The organism is Amycolatopsis sp. NPDC004625 (assembly GCF_040609695.1).
Classification (GTDB): Bacteria; Actinomycetota; Actinomycetes; order Mycobacteriales; family Pseudonocardiaceae; genus Amycolatopsis.
The window spans coordinates 1-19,551 of sequence record NZ_JBEXKX010000040.1; the positions used below are offsets into that span (position 1 = coordinate 1).

The window sequence follows — 19,551 nt, forward strand, 5'->3', positions numbered from 1 at the left end:
GCCAGCGCCCCGGCGACCAGCACGGCGACCGCGAGGAGCAGCGGGATGCCGACGGGTGAGCCGGTCTGGTCGGTGACCACCTGATAGAACCCGCCTTACCACTCACGACCGGCTGCGGCAGAGGGCGTATACCAGGGTGGCTGGTAGGGCTGGCCCCCGGAAAGTCCTTCGAGCGCACCGCATTCCGGGGTGGGGTCCCGCCGCGGAGACTCGGGTGGGTGACCACCACCGAGAACCTCGTCGGCAGCGACTTCGCCCGGCTGAGCCACCGCATCTCCGCCGCCGGCCTGATGGCACGGCGGCCCGGCTACTACGCCGCCCGGATCGCCGTCGTCGCCGGGTTGTCCGCCGCCGGGTGGGTGGCCTTCGTGCTGCTCGGGAACTCGTGGTGGCAGGTGGCCGTCGCCGCCTTCATGGCCGTCGTGTTCGGGCAGGTCGCCCTGCTCTCCCACGATCTCGCGCACAAGCAGGTGTTCCGGCGGCGGCGGCCCACCGAGGTCGCCGGGATGCTCGCGGGCAACCTCGGGATCGGGATGAGCTACGGCTGGTGGATGGACAAGCACACCCGCCACCACGCCAACCCGAACCACGAGGAGCTCGACCCGGACGTCGATCCGGACATCCTCGTGTGGTCGAAGGACCAGGCCCGCGCCAGCCGCGGCGTGCCCCGGTTCATCGGGCGGTACCAGGCGTTCCTGTTCTTCCCGCTGCTCACCCTCGAAGGCCTGAACCTGCACTGGTCCGGCATCCGCGCGGTCGGCAAGCCGGGGCTGCGCCACCGGAAGACCGAAGCCGCGCTGCTCGCCGCGCACTTCGTCCTCTACTTCGGCGCGCTGTTCACCGTTCTCTCCCCCGGCATGGCGTTGCTGTTCTTCGCCGTCCACCAGGGACTGTGGGGTGTCTACATGGGATCGATCTTCGCGCCGAACCACAAGGGCATGCCGACGCTGACCGGGCGCCCCGAGCTCGACTTCCTCCGCAAGCAGGTGCTGACCTCGCGCAACGTCCGCGGCGGCGTCGTCACCGACGTGGCCCTCGGCGGGCTCAACTACCAGATCGAGCACCACCTGTTCCCGAGCATGCCGTCGCCGCACCTGCGGCGGGCGCAGCCGATCGTCCAGGCCTACTGCGCCGAGCTGGGCGTTCCCTACCTGCAGACGAGCCTCGTCGAGTCCTACCGGCAGGCCCTCACCCACCTGCATGAAGCTGGGGCGCCTCTCAGGAACCGTTCGTAGACTCGGGGTCATGAGGAAGACGATCGCAGCCCTGCGGGACCTGCCGGCGGCGTTCGGCGCGAAGGCCACCGGCGCGCGGGCCGAGCGGGTGCGCTCCTCGCCGCAGTTCGACGGCAAGGTGTTCCGCAACGCGGCGCCGCGGCACCCGATGACCGCGGCGTCGATGCGGACCATCTTCCGCGAGATGTTCTTCGGCGAGCACCGTGAGCTGCGCAAACCGGGCAGCGCGGTACCGCTCGTGACGGCGGAGCCGGTCCTGTCGGCCGACGGCGTCCACCTGACCTGGTACGGCCACGCGTCGACACTGGTGGAGCTCGACGGCGCCCGCGTGCTGCTCGACCCGGTGTGGAGCGACCGCGTCTCGCCGGCGGCGTTCGCGGGCCCGCGGCGGCTGCACGAGCCGCCGGTGCCGCTGGCCGGGCTCGGCCGGATCGACGCGGTGGTGATCTCGCACGACCACTACGACCACCTGGACCTGGCCACGGTCCGCGCGCTGGTGACGTCGTCGGAGGCGCCGTTCCTGGTGCCGCTCGGGGTGGGCGCGCACCTGGAGCGCTGGCACGTCCCGGCTTCACGGATCATCGAGCTGGACTGGCACGAAGAGGCGACGGTGGCGGGCGTCCGGTTCGTGGCGACGCCGGCCCAGCACTTCTCCGGCCGCGGCATCACGAACGACGACACGCTGTGGACGTCGTGGGCGCTGCTGGGCCCGGAACACCGGGTGTTCTACAGCGGCGACACGGGCTATTTCGCCGGATTCGCCGCCATCGGGGAAGCGCACGGCCCGTTCGACGCGGCCCTGATCCAGATCGGCGCGTACGCCCCGCAGTGGCCGGACATCCACATGACACCGGAGGAGGGCGTCGCGGCGGGCCTCGACGTCCGGGCGAAGCTGCTGGTCCCGGTGCACTGGGCGACGTTCCAGCTGGCGATGCACCCGTGGGGCGAGCCGGCGGACCGGGTGTGGCGCGAGGCGAAGGCGGCGGACCTCCCGCTGGCCATCCCCCGCCCGGGCGAGCGCATCGACGTGGCCGAGCCCCCGGCCGTGGACGGCTGGTGGCAGGCGCTGTGACCCGCCGAGCCCGGGAGGGCGTGTGAAGCTCAAGCTGGACCTGCACGACATCTACAACCGCGGCGGGGAGATCGACCGCGCGCTCAAGGCGATCATCGACGAGGCCGTCGCCAAGAAGGCGCCGCTCGTCGAGATCATTCCCGGCAAGGGTTCGGGTCAGCTGAAGAAGCACGTCCTGCGGTTCCTCGAGCGCAAGGACATCAAGGCGCTCTACCACCGGGTCGAAAAGGACAAGGACAACTTCGGCCGGGTCTTCGTGCACTTCCGCTGGAAATGACTCAGAACCGGCTGTCGTGGCGGGCTTGCGACCACGCCCGGTCCCACGCCGCCGAGTGAAGGCGGGAGAGGACGAACCGGCCGAAACCGTACAGTGCGGCCAATGTTCCCGTGATCGCCGTCCACAGCAGGATGGCCGCGAACACGCCGTCGGCCGCCGAGGTCGATGGGGACAGGGGTTCGTTCGTCAGCTCGCCGCGCTGGTCCAGCCACACCGATACCCGGGTGCCCGCCGGGCTGCCCGCGTCGGTGAGCACGTCGCCCGTGTGGCGGGCTCCGCGGGCGTCGAACCAGGCCGCCGGGACCGTGGTCTGGTCGGCCGGGGCGCCCGCGCCGTCGGTGCCGTACGTCTGACTGGACGCCGCCGCGAGGGAGACGGCCGTGGCCGGGTGGCGGGTGGCGCGCTCCTGCGTGGCGCGGGCCGTCTGCGCCGCGTACGTCTCCGAGCCGAACGCCGCCGCGAACGGCACGACCAGGAACGCGCCCGCGATCACCATCAGCAGGAGCAGCGCCTCGACGCGGTCACCCGCGCGGGCGAGCGGGTTGCGGCCCGGCAGCAACCGGCGCCGGAACCGGGCGATCCGTCCGCGCATGCGCGACTCACTCCTCCCGGGAAGGTGTCTTCTCGGTAACAGTGTGCGCGCCGGGGCTCGACTTTCTCTCGCGAATGGGATGCGGCCCACCTGTGAAACCCTCCACAACCACCCGGTGGAGCCATTCCGGTTACAGCCAGTCGTCGGGGCGGGGCCAGGGCATCAGGGCCGCGAGCGCGTCCCGGGCCGGTTCGGTGACGGCGTACCGGCCGCGGTGGAACAGCAGCGGACGGGCGTCCGACGCCGAGCCCAGCGCGGTGACCCGGCCGATCACGACGTAGTGGTCGCCCGCCTCGTGCACCGCCTCCAGGACGCAGTCGATCCAGGTCAGCGCGCCGTCGAGCAGGGGCGCGCCGGACGGCGCGGGCGTCCAGCCGACGCGGGCGAACTTGTCCTCGCCGCGGGCGCCGAACACCGCGCTGATCTCCTGCTGGTCCTCGGCCAGCACGTTGACCGCGAACCGGCCGGCCGCGGCGAGCACCGGCCAGGTCCGTGACGTGCGGGCCGGGCAGAACAGCACCAGCGGCGGGTCCAGCGACAGCGCGGCGAACGACTGGCAGGCGAACCCGGCCAGGGTGTCGCCGTCACGGCCGGTGACGACCGTGACGCCCGTGCAGAAGTGCCCGAGCACGCTGCGGAACTCGGTCTGGTCGACCGCCACCGAGGTCATGACCCCGGCGGCCGCGCGCCGACCGAGAAGTCGTGGCCCCACAGCGACACCGCCGTGCTTTCGCGGGCGATCCAGTTGTCGTCGTCGACCTGGCGGCCTTCGCAGCCGAACTCGACGTCGAAGCCGCCCGGGGTCTTCATGTAGAACGACAGCATCAGGTCGTTGACGTGCCGGCCGAGGGTGGCCGACATCGGCACCTTCCGCCGGATCGCGCGGTCGAGGCACAGGCCGACGTCGTCGGTGTTCTCCACCTCGACCATCAGGTGCACGATCCCGGACGGCGTCGGCATCGGCAGGAACGCCAGGCTGTGGTGGCGCGGGTTGCAGCCGAAGAACCGCAGCCACGCGGGCGGCCCGTCGGCGGGCCGGCCGACCAGCTGCGGCGGCAGGCGCATCGAGTCGCGCAGCCGGAAGCCGAGGACGTCGCGGTAGAACCGCAGCGACGCCTCGTCGTCCTTTGTAGACAAAACGACGTGGCCGAGGCCCTGCTCGCCGGTGACGAACTTGTGGCCGTACGGGCTGACCACCCGCCGGTGCTGCAGCGCGACGCCGTGGAACACCTCCTGGGTGTTGCCGGACGGGTCGTCGAAGCTGATCAGCTCGTCGACGCGGCGGTCGGCCAGCTCGTCCGGCGTGCCCTCCTTGTACGGCACCGACGCACTGTCCAACCGCGACCGCAGCTCGGCGAGCTCCCCCGCGTGCGCGACCTCCCAGCCGGTGACGGCCAGGCGGTCCGCGGACCCGGGTGAGACGACCAGCCGCGCCGGGAAGTCGTCCATGCGCAGGTAGAGCGCGTCGGGGTCGGTGCCGCCGCCTTCGACCATGCCGAGCACCTTGAGGCCGTACTCGCGCCAGGCCGCCATGTCGGTGGCCTCGATGCGAAGGTAGCCCAGTGACCGGATGCCCATCAGGAACTCCCGAGGAAGTCGAGGGCCAGCCGGTTGAACTCGTCGAACTTCTCCAGCTGGGCCCAGTGCCCGCAGCCGCCGAACACGTGCAGCTGCGCGCGCGGAATCGTCTTGAGTGCCACCAGAGCGCCGTCCAGCGGGTTGACCCGGTCCTCGCGCCCCCAGACCAGGAGCACGCGCTGGCGCAGGCGGTGGGCCTCGCGCCAGAGCATGCCCTCTTCGTAGGTGTCCGGCTGCGCGAACGACATCCCCATCGCGCGCATCGCGGCCAGGGATTCGGGGGTGTTCGCGGCGGCGAAGCGTTCGTCGACCAGCTCGTCGGTGATCAGGTTCTGGTCGTGGACCATGATCCGCAGGAACGCCTCCATGCGCTCGCGCGAAGGCTTTCCGGCGAACCGCCCGAGGTTCTTGACCCCTTCGGTCGGGTCGGGCGCGAACAGGTTGACGCTCAGCCCGCCCGGCCCCATCAGCACCAGCCGCCCGGCCCGATTGCCGTGGTTCAGGGCCAGCCGGACCGCCGCTCCCCCGCCGAGGGAGTTGCCGACGAAGTGGGCGGTTTCGATCTCCAGCGCGTCCATCAGGCCCACGACGGCGTCCGCGCTGTGCCGGAAGTACTGCGGGTGCTCGGTCGGTTTGTCCGAGCGCCCGAACCCCGGCTGGTCGACCGCGATCGTCCGGTAGTGCTTGGCGAACTCCGGCAGGTTGCGCCCGAAGTTGCTCCACGCCGACGCGCCGGGCCCGCCGCCGTGCAGCAGGATCACGGTTTCGGCGTGTTCCGCGCCGGCTTCGTGGTAGTGCAGCTTGAGCGAACCGGCCTGGACGTACTTGCCTTCGGGTGCGGCCATCAGTACATCGCGTTCTCGACGGGGAGCCCGAAGACACCGGTGCCGAACATGACGTACGCGCGCTCGGCGTCGTTCGCCGCGTGGACGCGGCCCGCGTGCGCGTCGCGCCAGAAGCGCTGGATCGGCGTGCCCCGCTGGATCGCGCGGCCGCCGGAGTTCTCGAAGAGCCGGTCGATCGCGGCGATCGCGCGTTCGGTGCCGCGCACCTGGTCGCGCCGGACGCGCAGCCGCAAGTCCGAAGGCAGCCGCTCTTCGCGCTTGGCGAGCTCGTACAGCTCCTCGATGTTGCGGGTCAGCTGCAGCCAGGCGGCGTCGATTTCGCTGGCCGCTTCGGCGATCCGCACCTTGGCGAACGGGTCCTCTTTGGACTGCTCACCGGCGTACGCGGCCCGCACGCGCTTGCGCTGGTGCTCGACGTGCGCGTCGTAAGCACCTTGGGCCATGCCGACGATCGGCGCGGTGATCGTGGTCGGGTGCACCGAACCGTACGGGAGGCGGTACAGCGGCCCGGGGTTGACGGCCTGGCCCGGCACCCGGCACTTCGACGTCGCGATGAAGCTCAGCGCCCGGTGCTGCGGCACGAAGACGTCCTCGACGACGATGTCGTTCGAGCCGGTGCCGCGCAGGCCGATCGTGTCCCAGACGTCCACAATGGAGTAGTCGGCGATCGGCAGCAGATAGGTGCAGAAGTCGACCGGCTTGCCGTCCTTGAACGCGGGTCCCCCGAGCAGCACCCACGTGCAGTGGCCGGACCCGGAGGAGAAGCTCCACCGGCCGGAAAGCCGGTAGCCGCCCTCGACGACCTCGGCCTTGCCCATCGGCGCGTACGACGAGGAGATCCGCACGTCCTGGTCCTCGCCCCAGACCTCCTGCTGCGCCTGGGCGTCGAACAGCGCCACGTGCCACGGGTGGACGCCGAGGATGGAGGCGACCCAGCCGGTGGACCCGCACGCGCTCGCGATCAGCTTGACCGCGGTGTAGAAGCTCACCGGGTCGGCTTCGAGGCCCCCGTGGAGCTTCGGCTGCAGCAGCTTGAAGAACCCGGTCTCCTGCAGGGCCTTGACCGACTCCTCGGGGACGCAGCGCGCGTCCTCGGTGTCCTGGGCCCGTTCCCGCAGGACCGGCAGGAGGTCCCGGACCCCGGCGATCACCTGCTCGCTCATGCGCACTCCTTTGCTCGCTGCCGCAAGACTAGAACACGTTCTCGTTTTTGTCGAGAACACCCTGCGCCAGGGCACTGTTGATCCCCGCTCTACGGCCGGAAAACACGCAGTCGGCCAGCGACAGGCCGCTCACGTAGGACCTGGAACAGATTCCCACGGCGGTGCGCCCGGCGGCGTACAGCCCGGGAATCGGCGCCCCCGCCGTGCTCCGCACCGCGCCGGTGTCCTCGTCGACGACCAGGCCGCCGAGGGTCAGCATCGGCGTCGGGTACCCGAGGTTCGGCCGCACCGAAATGTCGATGAGCGAGTACGGCGGGTTGTCCAGCCGCCGCGCGAACTCGGCGGGCTTGCCCACCGGGTCCCGGTCGCCGTGGTAGGCCTCGACGCTCGCGCGCAGTCCTTGGGGGTCGACGCCGGCCTTGCGCGCCACCTCCTCGACCGTCGTCCCGGTCACACGGCCGCGCCGCAGCAGGTACCGCAGCTGCAGCCCCTGGAACCACTGGCTCTGGGCCTTCGTGTCCCGCCGCGCCTCGGCGACGATCGGCGCGTCGACGAGCAGCCAGCCCCTGCTCCCGTGCCCCTCGATCAGCCGCTCGCCGACGGCGGCGCCGTACCGCGACTCGTCGATGACCCGCCGGCCCGCGGCGTCGACGATGATCCCGCCGAGGAACGCGCTCGGCGGCGTGATGAACCGCCACGCGGAGATCCGGCCGAGTTCGCCGGTCGCGCCGCCCGCCTCGACGCCCAGGCGGATCCCCGAACCGTCGTCGGCCGACGTGCCGAGCGGGAGCCCGCCGCGGTAGGCGGGCGCGTGCTCGCGGACCATCTCGCGGTTCGCGATGAACCCGCCCGCGGCGAGCACGACCCCGCGCCGGGCGGAAATCCGCAGCTCACGGCCGTGCGCGCGTTCGAACCGCTCGACCCGCCGGTGCAGCGACCTGCGCAGCGACGGCACGTAGATCCCGGGCTTGGCCGCGTACTGCGCGAAGCGCTGGTGCCGCGCCCGCACCGACCCGGGCGCCTCGCCCAGCGTCTCGGCGACGACCCCGGTGACGCGGCCCGCGCCGTCGCGGAGCAGCCTCCGGACGGTCGTCTGCGTCAGGACCCGGATGCCGCGGGCGCGCACGGCCGCCTTGAGCCGCGCCATCAGCATCTTCCCCGAGGTCCCGGGTCCCTTGACGCGGTGGCCGCGCGGGGCGGGCTTCGCCGCGTCCCGGAACCCGCCGGCCGCCTCGCTGCCGGAGTAGTAGAGGTAGTGGGCGTCGCTGGGGTAGGACGTCTTGTACGGGCACAGGCTGCCTTCGAACGGCACGCCGTTGCCCTCCAGCCAGGTGATCATCTCGCGGCTGCCCTCGCAGAACCGCCGCAGCGTCCGTTCGGAGACGACGTCCCCGGTTTCCCGGCGCAGGTAGGCGTACATCGCGTCGACGGAGTCGTCGACGCCCGCGTCGAGCTGCTGCCCGGTCCCGCCGCCGGCGTAGACCACGCCCCCGCTGACCGCGCTGGCTCCTCCCCCGGCGAAGCGCTCGACGATGACGACGTCGGCGCCCGCGTCGGCCGCTTCGAGGGCGGCACAGGCGCCGGCCGCCCCGAACCCCACGATGACCACGTCCGCGACGAGTGCGTCCATGGTCGCTACCCTAGAACTGAAACACGTTCTCGTCTATGGTGGCCGAAAGGGGCTCTCAACTGGATACTCAGTCGGTGGAACACGTTACAGGTGAGGTGGCATGACGGAGCAGTTCGACGTCGTGGTCGTCGGCAGCGGCGCCGCCGGGATGACGGCCGCGCTGGCCGCGGTTCACCAGGGCCTGAGCGTAGTGGTCCTGGAGAAGGCGCCCTGCTTCGGCGGCTCGACCGCGCGCTCCGGCGGCGGCGTCTGGCTGCCCGGAAACCACGCGCTGCGCGCCGCCGGGATCGAGGAACCACCCGAACGGGCGCGCGAGTACCTGGCCTCCATCGTCGGCGACGTCGTCCCGGCCGTCCGGCGCGACACGTTCCTCGCGCACGGGCCCGAGGTGCTGCGGTTCGTCTGCGACCACACGCCGCTGAAGTTCCGGTGGGTCCGCGACTACAGCGACTACCACCCCGAGGCTCCCGGCGGACGGCCCGGCGGCCGCTCGGTCGAGCCGATGGCCTTCGACGGCAAGCTCCTCGGCGCCGAACTGGCCCACCTCGAACCGCCGTACAGCGCTCCCCCGCTCGGCGTGCCGATCACCCAGGCGGACTACCGCTGGCTGAGCCTGCTGGCCCGGCACCCGCGCGGGGCCGTCCGGATGCTGTCGCTGGGCCGCCAGTGGCTCGTCGGGAAACTCCGCGGGCAGCGGCTGCTGAGCATGGGGCAAGCGCTTGCGGCCGGCCTCCGCGTCGGGCTCGCCCAGGCCGGGGTCGAGGTCCGGCTGAACACGCCGCTGACCGACCTGCAGGTGGACGACGACCGCGTCACCGGCGTGGTCACCGCGCAGGGGGTCATCGCGGCCCGGCGAGGAGTCATCCTGGCCAGCGGCGGGTTCGAGCGGAACCTCGAGATGCGCGAGAAGTACCAGCGCGCTCCAATCGGCGTCGACTGGACCGTCGGCGCGGCCGCCAACACCGGCGACGGCATCACCGCCGGCCTCAAGCTGGGCGCCGCGCTCGACCTGATGGACGACGCCTGGTGGGGGCCGTCGCTGCCGCTCACCGGCGGGCCGTGGTTCGCGCTGGCCGAACGGTCGCGGCCGCGCAGCATCATGGTCGACGCGCGCGGGCAGCGGTTCGCCAACGAGTCGGCGCCGTACGTCGAGGCCGTCCACGCGATGTACGGCAAGGGCGACGGCCCCGGCGAGCACATCCCGACCTGGCTGCTGTTCGACCAGCGCTACAAGGACCGGTACATGTTCACCGGGATCGGGCCGCGCCAGCCGCTGCCCGGCCGCTGGTTCAAGGCCGGGATCGCGGCGAAGTCGTCGACGCTGGCCGGGCTGGCGGCGAAGATCGACGTCCCGGCGTCCGCGTTGGAGGCCACCGTCGAGCGCTTCAACGGCTTCGCGCGCAACGGCGTCGACGAGGATTTCCAGCGTGGTGTCAGCAAGTACGACCACTACTACGGCGACCCGCGCAACAAACCCAACCCCAGCCTCGGCCCGCTCGACAAGGCGCCGTTCTACGCGGTCAAGATCGTGCCGGGCGACCTGGGCACCAAGGGCGGGCTGCGCACCGACGAGCACGCGCAGGTGCTGCGCGAGGACGGCTCGGCCGTGCCGGGCCTGTTCGCCGCGGGCAACGCCAGCGCCGCCGTGATGGGCCGGACGTACGCCGGGCCGGGCGCGACCATCGGGCCCGCCATGGTGTTCGGCTACCTTGCGGCGACGCGGCTGGCGAACGAAGATCAGGGGACCACGGGAGGGCAGCGATGACGCAGGATTCGGTACGCACCATCTACGCCGGTGAGCCGCCGACCCGGTTCGCCCGCGGCTGGCACTGCCTGGGCCTGGCGGCGAACTTCCGCGACGGGGAACCGCACGCGGTCACCGCGTTCGGCACGAAGCTCGTGGTGTGGGCAGACTCGGCGGGCGAGCTGCACGTGCTCGACGGCTACTGCCGGCACATGGGCGGCGACCTCACCCAGGGCAGCGTCAAGGGCGACGAGGTGGCCTGCCCGTTCCACGACTGGCGCTGGAGCGGCAAGGGCAAGTGCGTCTCGATCCCCTACGCCAAGCGGGTTCCGCTGCGCGCGCGGACGCGGTCGTGGACGTCGGAGGTGCGCAACGGGCAGCTGCTCGTCTGGCACGACCCGGAGGGCAACCCACCGGCCGAGGAGCTGGCGATCCCGCTGATCGAGGCGGCCGACAGCGCCGAGTGGAGCAACTGGACCTGGGACGAGATCTTCATCGACGGCTCCAACTGCCGGGAGATCATCGACAACGTCGTCGACATGGCGCATTTTTTCTATATTCATTATGCCTACCCGACGTACTTCAAGAACGTCTTCGAAGGTCACATCGCGACGCAGTACCTGAACACCAAGGGCCGCCCGGACATGGGCATGGCGTCGAACTACGGCGGCGAGGACAACCTGCTGCGGTCGGAGGCGTCGTACTTCGGGCCGTCGTACATGATCAACAAGCTGGTGAACTCGTTCCAGGGCTACGAAATCGAGAGCGTGCTCATCAACTGCCACTACCCGGTGACGCCGACGTCGTTCGTGCTGCAGTACGGCATGAAGGTCAAGAAGCTGCCGGGGATCTCCGACGAGCACGCGGACAAGATCGCCGCGAAGCTGGCCCGCGGGATCGGCGCCGGGTTCCTGCAGGACGTCGAGATCTGGAAGCACAAGACGCAGATCGACAACCCGCTGCTGTGCGAAGAGGACGGTCCGGTCTACCAGCTTCGCCGGTGGTACCAGCAGTTCTACGTCGACGCCGCCGACGTCACCGAGGACATGACGCAGCGGTTCGAGTTCGAAGTGGACACGACGAAGGCGAACGAGGCGTGGGCGGCGGAGGTCGCGGAGAACCTGGCGCGGCAGAAGACCGAGGCGGAAGTGTGACCACGGCCGAGCGGACCGAGTTCCTGTCGGGCGGGCTGCGGCCGCACGAGTGCCGCAGCTGCGGGACGTGCGTGCTGGTGAAGAAGAACAGCATCCAGCACACGAGCATCCAGTGGACGTCCCGGCCCGCCGACACCTGCCCGGTGTTCGCCGGCGCGGACGGCCCGTCGGCGTTGCTCGACACGTGCCCGAAGCTGGCCGACAGCATCGGCGACGCGGTGCGCGAAGGCACGCTGGCGGTGGCCGATGGCTGAGCGGGTCTACACGCTGACCGTCGCCGACGTCGTCGTCGAAACCCCGGACGCGCGGTCGGTGGTCTTCGAGATCCCTCCGGAGCACGCTGCTGCTTTTGCCTATTCGGCAGGACAGTTCCTGACTCTGCGGATCCCGAGCGACCGGACGGGTTCGGTCGCCCGGTGCTACTCGCTCTCGAGCGCGCCGCACGAGAACCGCGTGCAGGTGACGGTCAAGCGGACCGACGGCGGGTACGGGTCCGGCTGGATCTGCTCGTCGTTGCGGCCGGGGATGCGGGTCGACGTGCTGGCGCCGGCCGGGGTGTTCTGCCCGGGGTCGGTGGACGAGGACTTCCTGCTGTTCGCCGCCGGCAGCGGCATCACCCCGGTGATGGCCATCCTGAAGACGGCGCTGGAGACCGGTTCCGGGCGGGTCGTGCTGGTGTACGCGAACCGCGACGAGCGCTCGGTGATCTTCGCGGGCGAGCTGGCGTCGCTGGCCAAGCGCCACGGCGACCGGCTGGTCGTCGTCCACTGGCTGGAGAGCGTCCAGGGCCTGCCGGACGTCTCGCAGCTGCGCGGGCTGGCTTCGGCGTACACGGCCCACGAAGCTTTCCTGTGCGGGCCGGCGCCGTTCATGGCGGCCGTACGAGAGGCCCTGGGACAGCTCGGGGTGCCGCGGGACCGGGTGCACGTCGAGAAGTTCACGTCGCTGACCGGGAACCCGTTCGAGGCTGCCGCGCCGGAACCCGAGGTGGAGTCCGACGATGCCCCGGCGTCGCTGACCGTGTCGCTCGACGGCGACACGCGGACGCTGACCTGGCCGCGGCAGCGGAAGCTGCTCGACCGGCTGCTCGAAGACGGCTTGGACGCGCCTTTCTCGTGTCGTGAGGGACAGTGCAGCGCGTGCGCTTGCCGGGTCGTGTCCGGTGAGGTGAAGATGCTGCACAACGAGGTGCTCGACGCCGAGGACATGGCGGACGGCATCGTGCTGGCCTGCCAGTCGCTGCCGGTCACCGACGAGGTCTCGATCAGCTACGAATAGGAGTTCGCGCGTGCCCATCGATCCCGCGGTCGCCATCGGTGCCGAGATCGGCGAGGTGAGCTTCGCCTGGACGTCGTCGGACGTGCTGCTCTACCACCTGGCGCTGGGCGCGGGCCCGGACGAGCTGCGGTTCACCTACGAGCAGGACCTGGTGGTGCTGCCGACGTTCGCGACGGTGGCGGCGAACCTGCGCGTGTTCGACCCGCCGGCGGTGTCGTTCCCCGGGGTGGAGATCGACCTGGCGAAGGTGCTGCACGGGAAGCAGGAGATCACACTGCACCAGCCGATCCCCACGTCGGGGAAGGCGGTGGCGCGGTCGCGGGTCGCCGACGTGTACGACAAGGGCAAGGCCGCCGTGGTGGTCCAGGAGGTTTCGGTCACCTCGTCGGCGGGTGATCCACTGTGGACAGCCCGGTCGAGCATCTTCGCCCGCGGCGAGGGCGGCTTCGGCGGCTCGCGGGGCCCTTCGGACCGGATCCCCTGGCCCTCGGGGGCGCCGGACGTCGTCCTGGAGGTCCCGACGCTGCCCCAGCAGGCGCTGCTGTACCGGCTGTGCGGTGACCGGAACCCGCTGCACGCGGACCCGGCGTTCGCCCGGGCGGCGGGCTTCGACCGGCCGATCCTGCACGGGCTGTGCACGTACGGGATCGTGGCGCGGGTGCTGGTGAACGAGTTCCTGGACGGCGACCCGGCGCGGGTGGCGTCGTTCGCGACGAAGTTCGCCGGCGTGGTGTTCCCGGGCGAGACGCTGCGCATCCGGGTGTGGCGCGCGGACGACCGGCTGCTGGTGACGACGTCGGCGGCCGAGCGCGACGACGCGCCGGTGCTGGCGGACACGGTGCTGGTGTCCACTTCCTGAGCGGCGCCGCGGGGGCGGCTACCGTGGTGGGGAGACTTCGGGAGGACGGATGCCGGAATACTTCGTGGTGCGCGGAACGGTCGAGCCGGGCGACAAGCGCGGCCGTGAGCTGGGCTTTCCGACGGCCAACATCGCCTTGAGCGACCAGTCCGGCTCACTGGGCGACGGGGTGTGGGCGGGCTGGATCGGCCGCCCGGACGGCACCCGCCTCCCGGCGGCGATCTCGGTCGGCCGCCGCCCGACGTACTACGGCGCGGACGGGTACCGGCTGCTGGAGGCCCACGTCCTGGACTTCAGCGGCGACCTGTACGGCGAGACGCTGGTGGTGTGGCTGGGCACGCACCTGCGGGACCAGGAGAAGTACGCCTCGGCGGAGGACTTGATCACGGCTTTGAAGGGTGACATCGCCGCGGCAGGTCAGTGGACGGCGTCGCACCCGGCAGCTTCGCTCCCGGCGGCCGGGGAGAGCGCGCTGGGGGAGGTTCGCCGGGTCACGGGCTGAGGTCTGCCACGGCCTTTCGTGAGCCGGTCACCAGCCCGACGCGAGCCCGTCGTGAGCGGTCGTGAGTCGGTCGTGGGTCGGTCGTGGGTCGGTCGCGGGCCCGACGCAAGCCGGTCGCGAGCCCGTCGTGAGCCCGACGCGAGCCGGTCACCAGCCCGACGCGAGCCGGTCGTGAGCCGGTCGCGAGCCCGAAAACTGTCGGGGGTCTCCGGTAACGTTGAATCCGGGGGACCCCCAGGCCGGGGACCTCTCCGCGCCGCGCTCACAAAGCCGAGGCCAGCAGCAGGTAGCCCATCCCGGCGCCCATCGCCGTCCGGCACACCGCGCGCGACGCCTGCCCGGAGCCGGGAGCCGAGCCGGAGTCCGCGCCCGGCGCTCCCCGCACCGCCAGCACCCCCGACCACGCCGCGTCCAGCACGAAGTAGCCCGCCGCCGCCACGGCCACCAGGGGTAGGGCCAGCCGGGCGTCCATCGTGGCCATCGTCAGCCACGGGCCGTGGTCCATCGCCGCGTGGGGCATCGCCGTCACCATGTACACCATCGCCGCCGCCGACAACGCGTGGTGGAGGCACGCCTGTCCCCGCCACCACGCCACCGCGAACCAGCCCGCCGTCAGGGCCAGCACCGCCTGCCAGCCCGCCGCCGGGATCGGGCCGCCCACCGGGGAGACCATCGCCACCATCGCCACCACCAGCAGCAGCTCCGCCAAATCGCCGTGGCGGACGCCGTGGCCCAGGCGTGCGTAGTCGAGGCGGACCAGCCGCAGCACGCACGGCAGCGCCAGCGCCGCGAACACCGCCGTGAGCGCCCAGTCGACCGCCATCGGCCTCACTCTCCGTCGTGGGTGGTGTTTCCACCGTGACACCCACGACGGCCGCGCACCAGCCGTCAATGAGGTGACGCTCAGTCACCCGCCAGGATGAGCCCGCTCGTGGGCACCCCGGTACCGGCCGTGACCAGGACCCGCGCCGCGCCCGCCACCTGGTTGACCGCCGTGCCGCGGATCTGGCGGACCCCCTCCGCGATGCCGTTCATGCCGTGGATGTACGCCTCGCCCAGCTGGCCGCCGTGCGGGTTGAGCGGCAACGCGCCGTCGAGCTCCAGCGCGCCGTCGGCGATGAAGTCCTTCGCCTCGCCCCGGCCGCAGAACCCCAGCTCCTCCAGCTGCATCAGCACGTACGGCGTGAAGTGGTCGTACAGCACGGCAACGTCCACATCGGACGGTCCGAGCCCGGCCTGTCCCCACAGCTGCCGCCCGACGACACCCATCTCCGGCAGCGCGGCCAGGTCGTCGCGGTAGTAGCTGGTCATCACGTACTGGTCCGGCCCGCTCCCCTGCGCCGCCGCGGCGATCACCGCCGGCGGCCGCGCCAGCTCGCGCGCCCGCTCCACGCTCGTCACGACCAGCGCGACCCCGCCGTCGCTCTCCTGGCAGCAGTCGAGCAGGTGCAGCGGCTCGGCCACCCAGCGCGACGCCTGGTGCTCCTCCAGCGTGATCGGCCGGCCGTGGAACCACGCGTCCGGGTTGGTCGCCGCGTGCTTGCGGTCGATCACCGCGACGCGCCCGAAGTCCTCGCTCGTCGCGCCGTAGTCGTGCAGGTACCGCTGCGCGACCATGGCCACCGTCGCCGCCGGCGTCGCGATGCCCATCGGGTAGTGGAAGGCGTTGTCCACGCCGGACGAGTTGACCTGCCCGGCCGCGGCCGGGGACACCTGGCCGAAGCGGTGCCCGGACCGCTCGTTGAACGCCCGGTAGGCGACGACGACGTCCGCGACCCCGGTCGCCACCGCCATCGCGGCCTGCTGCACGGTCGCCGCCGCGGCGCCGCCGCCGTAGTGGATGCGGCTGAAGAACTTCAGTTCCGGGATCCCCAGTTCGCGCGCCACCGCGATCTCGGCGTTGCCGTCCATGGTGAACGACACCAGTCCGTCCACATCGGACGGCCGCAGCCCCGCGTCGGCGAGTGCGTGCGAGATGCATTCGGCCGCCAGCCGCAGTTCGCTGCGCCCGGAGTCCTTGGAGAACTCCGTCGCGCCGATCCCGGCGATGGCCGCCTTGCCCGAGAGCGTCACGGCAGCGTCACCTCCACGGTCCCGGCGACGTGCTCGCCGAGACTGTCCACACCGGACACCGAGACGACGACGTCACGCCCGTCGGCCGAAACCACCCGGCCGGTGAACGTCAGCGTGTCGTAGGCGTAGCACGGGACCCCGAGCCGGATCTTGATCGACCGGATCAGCGCCTCGGGCCCGGCCCACTCCGATACGAACCGCTGCACCAGACCCGTGTCGGTCAGGATGTTCAGGAAGATGTCCTTCGAACCCCGCTCGACGGCCGCATCGCGGTCGTGGTGGACGTCCTGGAAGTCACGCGTGGCCAGCGCGGTGCTGACGACGAACGTCGGCGACGCCTCGATCGTCAGCGGCGGCAGCTCGGTCCCTTCGGCGACGGCGGTCATCGGGCCACCTTCCACGCGGGCAGGGTCAGGTCGTCGTCGACGCGGACGAACGCCGCCACCACCGGCAGTCCGATGTGGACCTCGTCCGGGGCCGCGTCCAGGAGTTCGGCCATGACGCGGACCCCTTCTTCCAGTTCCACCAGGGCCACCACGAACGGCAGTTCCTTGCCCGGCACCGGCGGGTGGTGGTGCACGACGTAGGAGAACACAGTCCCCCGGCCGCTCGCGACGACGTAGTCGGGCTTGGTGTCCAGTGCGCCGTCGGGCGGCATCGGCCCCGGCGGGTGCCGCAGGGTTTCGCCCCAGCGCTGGATCCGCAGTTCACCCTCGCGCAGGCCGTCCCAGAAGAACTCGGTGTCGCGGCTGATCACCGGCCGCAGCACCGGCGCGGGCGGCGGCTTCGGCGCGGGCGGCCGGAACTTGAGCACCCGGAACACCATCTCGGCGACGGCTTCGTCCCCGACCGACCAGGTCGTCCGGGTGGTGACGAACCAGCCCTCCCCCAGCGCCGTCCGCTTCGGGCCGACGACCTGTTCCAGCCGGGTCGTGCCCGCCACGTGCTCCCCCGGCCGCAGGTACCGGTGGTAGGTCTGCTCGGAGTTCGTGGCCACCACGGAGGTGAACCCGGCCTCGTCGAGCACGGCCATCATCGCGCCGAGGGGGTCGTCGGCGGGCCGGGTGCCGTGCAGGCCGTTCATCGTCCACACCTGGGCCATCGCGGGTGGCGCCACGAGTCCCTTGTGGACGCTTGCGGCGGCGAACCCCGGATCGGTGTAGACCGGGTTGGCGTCCCCGATCGCCTCGACCCAGTTGTTGACCATGGCCTGGTTGACCGGATCCCGGGCGAGGCGCGGCGCGGACTCCCCGCGCGCGGCGATTTCCGCTGCGGCCTCTTCGACGTTCATCGTGGCACCCTCGGCAGGCCCAGGCCGATCGACGCGATCAGCTCCCGTTGGATTTCGCTGACGCCACCACCGAACGTCAGCACGATGTTGCGCTTCGCGGTGAGGTCGAGCCAGTCCGCCAGCTCCGCGGTGTCCGGATCGGACAGATCGCCGTGGCGCCCGACGACTTCTTCGAGACCCCGGCCGATCCGCTGGATGGCTTCGGAGCTGAACACCTTGGTCGCCGACGCGTCGGCCACGCCCACCGGCGCGCTCGCCGAGGACACCGCGACCTGCCAGTTCAGCAGTTCGTTCACCCGCGTGACGGCGAGCGCGTCGGCCAGCACGGCCCGGACGTCGGCGAGGTCCAGCAGGCCGTGCGCGGCCGCCCAGGCGTGCACCCGGTCGTACAGGCCGCCGATGCGCCCGGCCGGGCCGAGCATCACGCGCTCGTGGTTGAGCTGGGTCGTGATCAGCCGCCAGCCTGCGTTTTCGGTGCCCACCAACCGGTTTGCCGGCACGCGAACGTCCGAATAGTACGTCGCGTTGACGTGGTGCGCGCCGTCGCAGGTGATGATCGGCGTCCACGAGTAGCCGGGATCGCTCGTGTCGACGATGAGGATCGAGATGCCCCGGTGCTTCGGCGCGCCGGGCTCGGTCCGCACCGCGAGCCAGATGTAGTCGGCGTCGTGCCCGCCGGTGGTGAAGATCTTCTGGCCGTTGACGACGTATTCGTCGCCGTCGCGCACCGCCGTCGTCCGCAGCGCCGCCAGGTCGGTTCCCGCTTCCGGTTCGGTGTACCCGATCGCGAAGTGGATCTCCCCCGCCAGGATCTTGGGCAGGAAGAAGGACTTCTGTTCGTCCGTGCCGAACTCCTGCAGCGTCGGCCCGACCGTCTGCAGCGTCACCGACGGCAGCTGGACGTCGGCGCGTGCGGCTTCGTCGACGAACAGGTGCTGTTCGATCCCGCCGAACCCCTGGCCGCCGTACTCGACCGGCCAGCCGACGCCGAGCCGGCCGTCGCGGCCCATCCGGCGGACGATTTCCCGGAACACCGGCCCGTGCCGCTCGCGCCGCATGGCCTGGCGTTCTTCGGGACTGATCAGCCCGGCGAAGTACGCGCGCAGCTCGGCGCGCAGTTCCCGCTGCGCCGCGGTCAGTTCGACGTGCATCCGCGCACCCCCGCCACTCGTTCGCCGAGCCTGCCGAGCCGGTGCGCGGCGCCGCCGAGCGCCCGGCCGAGATCCTTGACCGCCGACGAATACCGGTGCAGCGGATAGGTTTCGTCGACGCCGACCCCGCCGTGCAGGTGGTGGCAGGTGGCCAGCGCTTGCGGGGCCTGGGACGTGAACCAGTGGGCGGCGACGTCGAGTTCGGCGTCGGCGTCGAGCCCGGATGCCAGCCGCCACACCGCCGACGTCACGGCGAGGTGCACGGTCCGGGCGGCCACGTAGACGTCGGCGATCTGCCCGGCCACCGCCTGGAACGTCGCCAGCGGACGGCCGAACTGAGCGCGCTCGCCGACATGCTTGACGGTCAGCGCGAGGGCGCCGGCGAGCAGGCCGTCGCCCTGGGCGAGGGCCCCGGCCAGCGCGAACCGGTGCAGGACGGCGACGGCGTCCCCGTCGGCCAGCAGGTCGGCCTCCTCGACGGCCACGGCGTCCAGGCGCACGGTGCGTTCGGGGGTGCCGGCCGAGTTCCGCGCGGGGACGAGCGTGACGCCGTCGGCGCGCGGATCGACCAGGTACACGGCGGTGCCGTGCGGGGTGGACACCGGCGTGAGGATCCGGTGCGCCTCCGCGGCGTACGGGACCGCGGTCTTGACGCCGTCGAGGACCCAGCGGCCGCCGTCCGCGCGGGCGGTCGTCGCGGGCTCGGCGACCAGCGGCGCGGAGGGCTCGTGCAGCGCCGCGGTCAGCAGGGTTTCCCCGGTCGCGACCGGCGGCAGGAGGGCCGCGCGCTGCGCGGGCGTGCCGAGCGTCTCGACGGGCAGGACACCCAGCGCCAACGCGGCAAAGGCGGGAACCGGCGCGGCGACCCGGCCGGCCTCGGTGAGCACCTGGGCGACCTCCGCGACGCCGAGGCCGTCGCCCTCCAGGTCCGGCGGCAGCGCGAGCGCGAGCAGACCGGACGACGCGAGGGCACGCCACGGGTTGTCTTCCGACCCGAGCACCTTCGCGGCGAGCGCGGCGATCTCGGTCTGCGCTTCGTCAAGGGTGAAGTCCACGCCCGCCCTCCGGATCGACGCAATACTGAAACATGTTCTAGTCTTAACCGGA

21 protein-coding genes are annotated in these 19,551 nt (G+C 71.7%); 9 read left to right on the forward strand and 12 right to left on the reverse strand.

Annotation, left to right across the window (positions count from 1 at the left end):
• Nucleotides 1-218: 218 nt before the first annotated feature.
• From ABZW17_RS34505 to ABZW17_RS34515, 3 genes are read left to right on the forward strand one after another with little or no spacing between them, the layout of a single operon-like run.
• On the forward strand, nucleotides 219-1,235 hold the full coding sequence (locus tag ABZW17_RS34505; RefSeq protein ID WP_354823517.1) for an acyl-CoA desaturase: 1,017 nt from the start codon (nucleotides 219-221) through the stop codon (nucleotides 1,233-1,235).
• A 10-nt stretch (nucleotides 1,236-1,245) separates the two neighbouring features.
• Nucleotides 1,246-2,307, forward strand: a complete 1,062-nt coding sequence (locus tag ABZW17_RS34510) for an MBL fold metallo-hydrolase (RefSeq protein WP_354823519.1) — start codon at nucleotides 1,246-1,248, stop codon at nucleotides 2,305-2,307.
• Between the two features lie 22 nt (nucleotides 2,308-2,329).
• Complete coding sequence (locus ABZW17_RS34515; protein WP_354823521.1) at nucleotides 2,330-2,584, forward strand: Smr/MutS family protein; 255 nt, start codon at nucleotides 2,330-2,332, stop codon at nucleotides 2,582-2,584.
• Between the two features lies 1 nt (nucleotide 2,585).
• On the opposite strand, the gene ABZW17_RS34520 is transcribed toward ABZW17_RS34515, so the two are convergent.
• From ABZW17_RS34520 to ABZW17_RS34545, 6 genes are all read right to left on the reverse strand, one after another.
• Entirely contained in the window at nucleotides 2,586-3,176 is a 591-nt protein-coding gene (locus tag ABZW17_RS34520) for a hypothetical protein (RefSeq protein WP_354823523.1), read from the reverse strand.
• Between the two features lie 130 nt (nucleotides 3,177-3,306).
• On the reverse strand, nucleotides 3,307-3,846 hold the full coding sequence (hsaB, locus tag ABZW17_RS34525; RefSeq protein WP_354823525.1) for a 3-hydroxy-9,10-secoandrosta-1,3,5(10)-triene-9,17-dione monooxygenase reductase subunit: 540 nt from the start codon (nucleotides 3,844-3,846) through the stop codon (nucleotides 3,307-3,309).
• Nucleotides 3,843-4,754 (reverse strand): iron-dependent extradiol dioxygenase HsaC, encoded by a 912-nt coding sequence (gene hsaC / locus ABZW17_RS34530; protein ID WP_354823527.1) that lies wholly within the window; start codon nucleotides 4,752-4,754, stop codon nucleotides 3,843-3,845. The genes hsaB and hsaC overlap by 4 nt, the downstream gene beginning before the upstream one ends.
• Nucleotides 4,754-5,599 carry a 4,5:9,10-diseco-3-hydroxy-5,9,17-trioxoandrosta-1(10),2-diene-4-oate hydrolase gene (hsaD, locus tag ABZW17_RS34535; RefSeq protein WP_354823529.1) on the reverse strand — a complete coding sequence of 282 codons (846 nt, stop codon included), beginning with the start codon at nucleotides 5,597-5,599 and terminating at the stop codon, nucleotides 4,754-4,756. The genes hsaC and hsaD overlap by 1 nt, the downstream gene beginning before the upstream one ends.
• On the reverse strand, nucleotides 5,599-6,762 hold the full coding sequence (gene hsaA, locus ABZW17_RS34540; protein ID WP_354823531.1) for a 3-hydroxy-9,10-secoandrosta-1,3,5(10)-triene-9,17-dione monooxygenase oxygenase subunit: 1,164 nt from the start codon (nucleotides 6,760-6,762) through the stop codon (nucleotides 5,599-5,601). Before hsaA ends, hsaD begins: the two co-directional genes overlap by 1 nt.
• Before the next feature lie 28 nt (nucleotides 6,763-6,790).
• Nucleotides 6,791-8,392 carry an FAD-binding protein gene (locus tag ABZW17_RS34545; RefSeq protein ID WP_354823533.1) on the reverse strand — a complete coding sequence of 534 codons (1,602 nt, stop codon included), beginning with the start codon at nucleotides 8,390-8,392 and terminating at the stop codon, nucleotides 6,791-6,793.
• A gap of 100 nt (nucleotides 8,393-8,492) precedes the next feature.
• Between ABZW17_RS34545 and kstD the strand changes: the two genes are divergently transcribed.
• The 6 genes from kstD to ABZW17_RS34575 are packed head-to-tail and all read left to right on the forward strand — an operon-like array spanning nucleotide 8,493 to nucleotide 13,929.
• Nucleotides 8,493-10,157 (forward strand): 3-oxosteroid 1-dehydrogenase, encoded by a 1,665-nt coding sequence (gene kstD, locus ABZW17_RS34550; RefSeq protein WP_354823535.1) that lies wholly within the window; start codon nucleotides 8,493-8,495, stop codon nucleotides 10,155-10,157.
• Nucleotides 10,154-11,290 (forward strand): Rieske 2Fe-2S domain-containing protein, encoded by a 1,137-nt coding sequence (locus tag ABZW17_RS34555; protein WP_354823537.1) that lies wholly within the window; start codon nucleotides 10,154-10,156, stop codon nucleotides 11,288-11,290. The genes kstD and ABZW17_RS34555 overlap by 4 nt, the downstream gene beginning before the upstream one ends.
• Nucleotides 11,287-11,544 (forward strand): hypothetical protein, encoded by a 258-nt coding sequence (locus tag ABZW17_RS34560; protein ID WP_354823539.1) that lies wholly within the window; start codon nucleotides 11,287-11,289, stop codon nucleotides 11,542-11,544. Before ABZW17_RS34555 ends, ABZW17_RS34560 begins: the two co-directional genes overlap by 4 nt.
• Entirely contained in the window at nucleotides 11,537-12,568 is a 1,032-nt protein-coding gene (locus ABZW17_RS34565; protein WP_354823541.1) for a ferredoxin--NADP reductase, read from the forward strand. The genes ABZW17_RS34560 and ABZW17_RS34565 overlap by 8 nt, the downstream gene beginning before the upstream one ends.
• Nucleotides 12,569-12,578: 10 nt before the next feature.
• A complete protein-coding gene (locus tag ABZW17_RS34570) occupies nucleotides 12,579-13,427 on the forward strand; it encodes a MaoC/PaaZ C-terminal domain-containing protein (RefSeq protein WP_354823543.1) in 849 nt (282 codons plus the stop codon).
• A gap of 49 nt (nucleotides 13,428-13,476) precedes the next feature.
• Nucleotides 13,477-13,929: a riboflavin kinase gene (locus ABZW17_RS34575; protein WP_354823545.1), complete on the forward strand. Its 453-nt coding sequence runs from the start codon at nucleotides 13,477-13,479 to the stop codon at nucleotides 13,927-13,929.
• A gap of 262 nt (nucleotides 13,930-14,191) precedes the next feature.
• Here ABZW17_RS34575 and ABZW17_RS34580 read toward each other — a convergent pair whose 3' ends face one another.
• The 6 genes from ABZW17_RS34580 to ABZW17_RS34605 all read right to left on the reverse strand — a co-directional run bounded on the left by ABZW17_RS34580 (nucleotide 14,192) and on the right by ABZW17_RS34605 (nucleotide 19,499).
• Nucleotides 14,192-14,752, reverse strand: a complete 561-nt coding sequence (locus ABZW17_RS34580) for a DUF5134 domain-containing protein (protein ID WP_354823547.1) — start codon at nucleotides 14,750-14,752, stop codon at nucleotides 14,192-14,194.
• Between the two features lie 80 nt (nucleotides 14,753-14,832).
• On the reverse strand, nucleotides 14,833-16,002 hold the full coding sequence (locus ABZW17_RS34585) for a lipid-transfer protein (protein WP_354823549.1): 1,170 nt from the start codon (nucleotides 16,000-16,002) through the stop codon (nucleotides 14,833-14,835).
• Nucleotides 15,999-16,388, reverse strand: coding sequence for a MaoC family dehydratase (locus tag ABZW17_RS34590; RefSeq protein ID WP_354823551.1), 390 nt, complete (start codon nucleotides 16,386-16,388; stop codon nucleotides 15,999-16,001). Before ABZW17_RS34590 ends, ABZW17_RS34585 begins: the two co-directional genes overlap by 4 nt.
• The gene (locus ABZW17_RS34595) at nucleotides 16,385-17,293 is read right to left on the reverse strand and encodes an OB-fold domain-containing protein (RefSeq protein WP_354823553.1); all 909 of its coding nucleotides are present in this window, start codon (nucleotides 17,291-17,293) and stop codon (nucleotides 16,385-16,387) included. Before ABZW17_RS34595 ends, ABZW17_RS34590 begins: the two co-directional genes overlap by 4 nt.
• Entirely contained in the window at nucleotides 17,290-18,444 is a 1,155-nt protein-coding gene (locus ABZW17_RS34600; RefSeq protein WP_354823555.1) for an acyl-CoA dehydrogenase family protein, read from the reverse strand. The genes ABZW17_RS34595 and ABZW17_RS34600 overlap by 4 nt, the downstream gene beginning before the upstream one ends.
• A complete protein-coding gene (locus tag ABZW17_RS34605; protein ID WP_354823557.1) occupies nucleotides 18,429-19,499 on the reverse strand; it encodes an acyl-CoA dehydrogenase family protein in 1,071 nt (356 codons plus the stop codon). Before ABZW17_RS34605 ends, ABZW17_RS34600 begins: the two co-directional genes overlap by 16 nt.
• Between the last annotated feature and the right edge of the window lie 52 nt (nucleotides 19,500-19,551).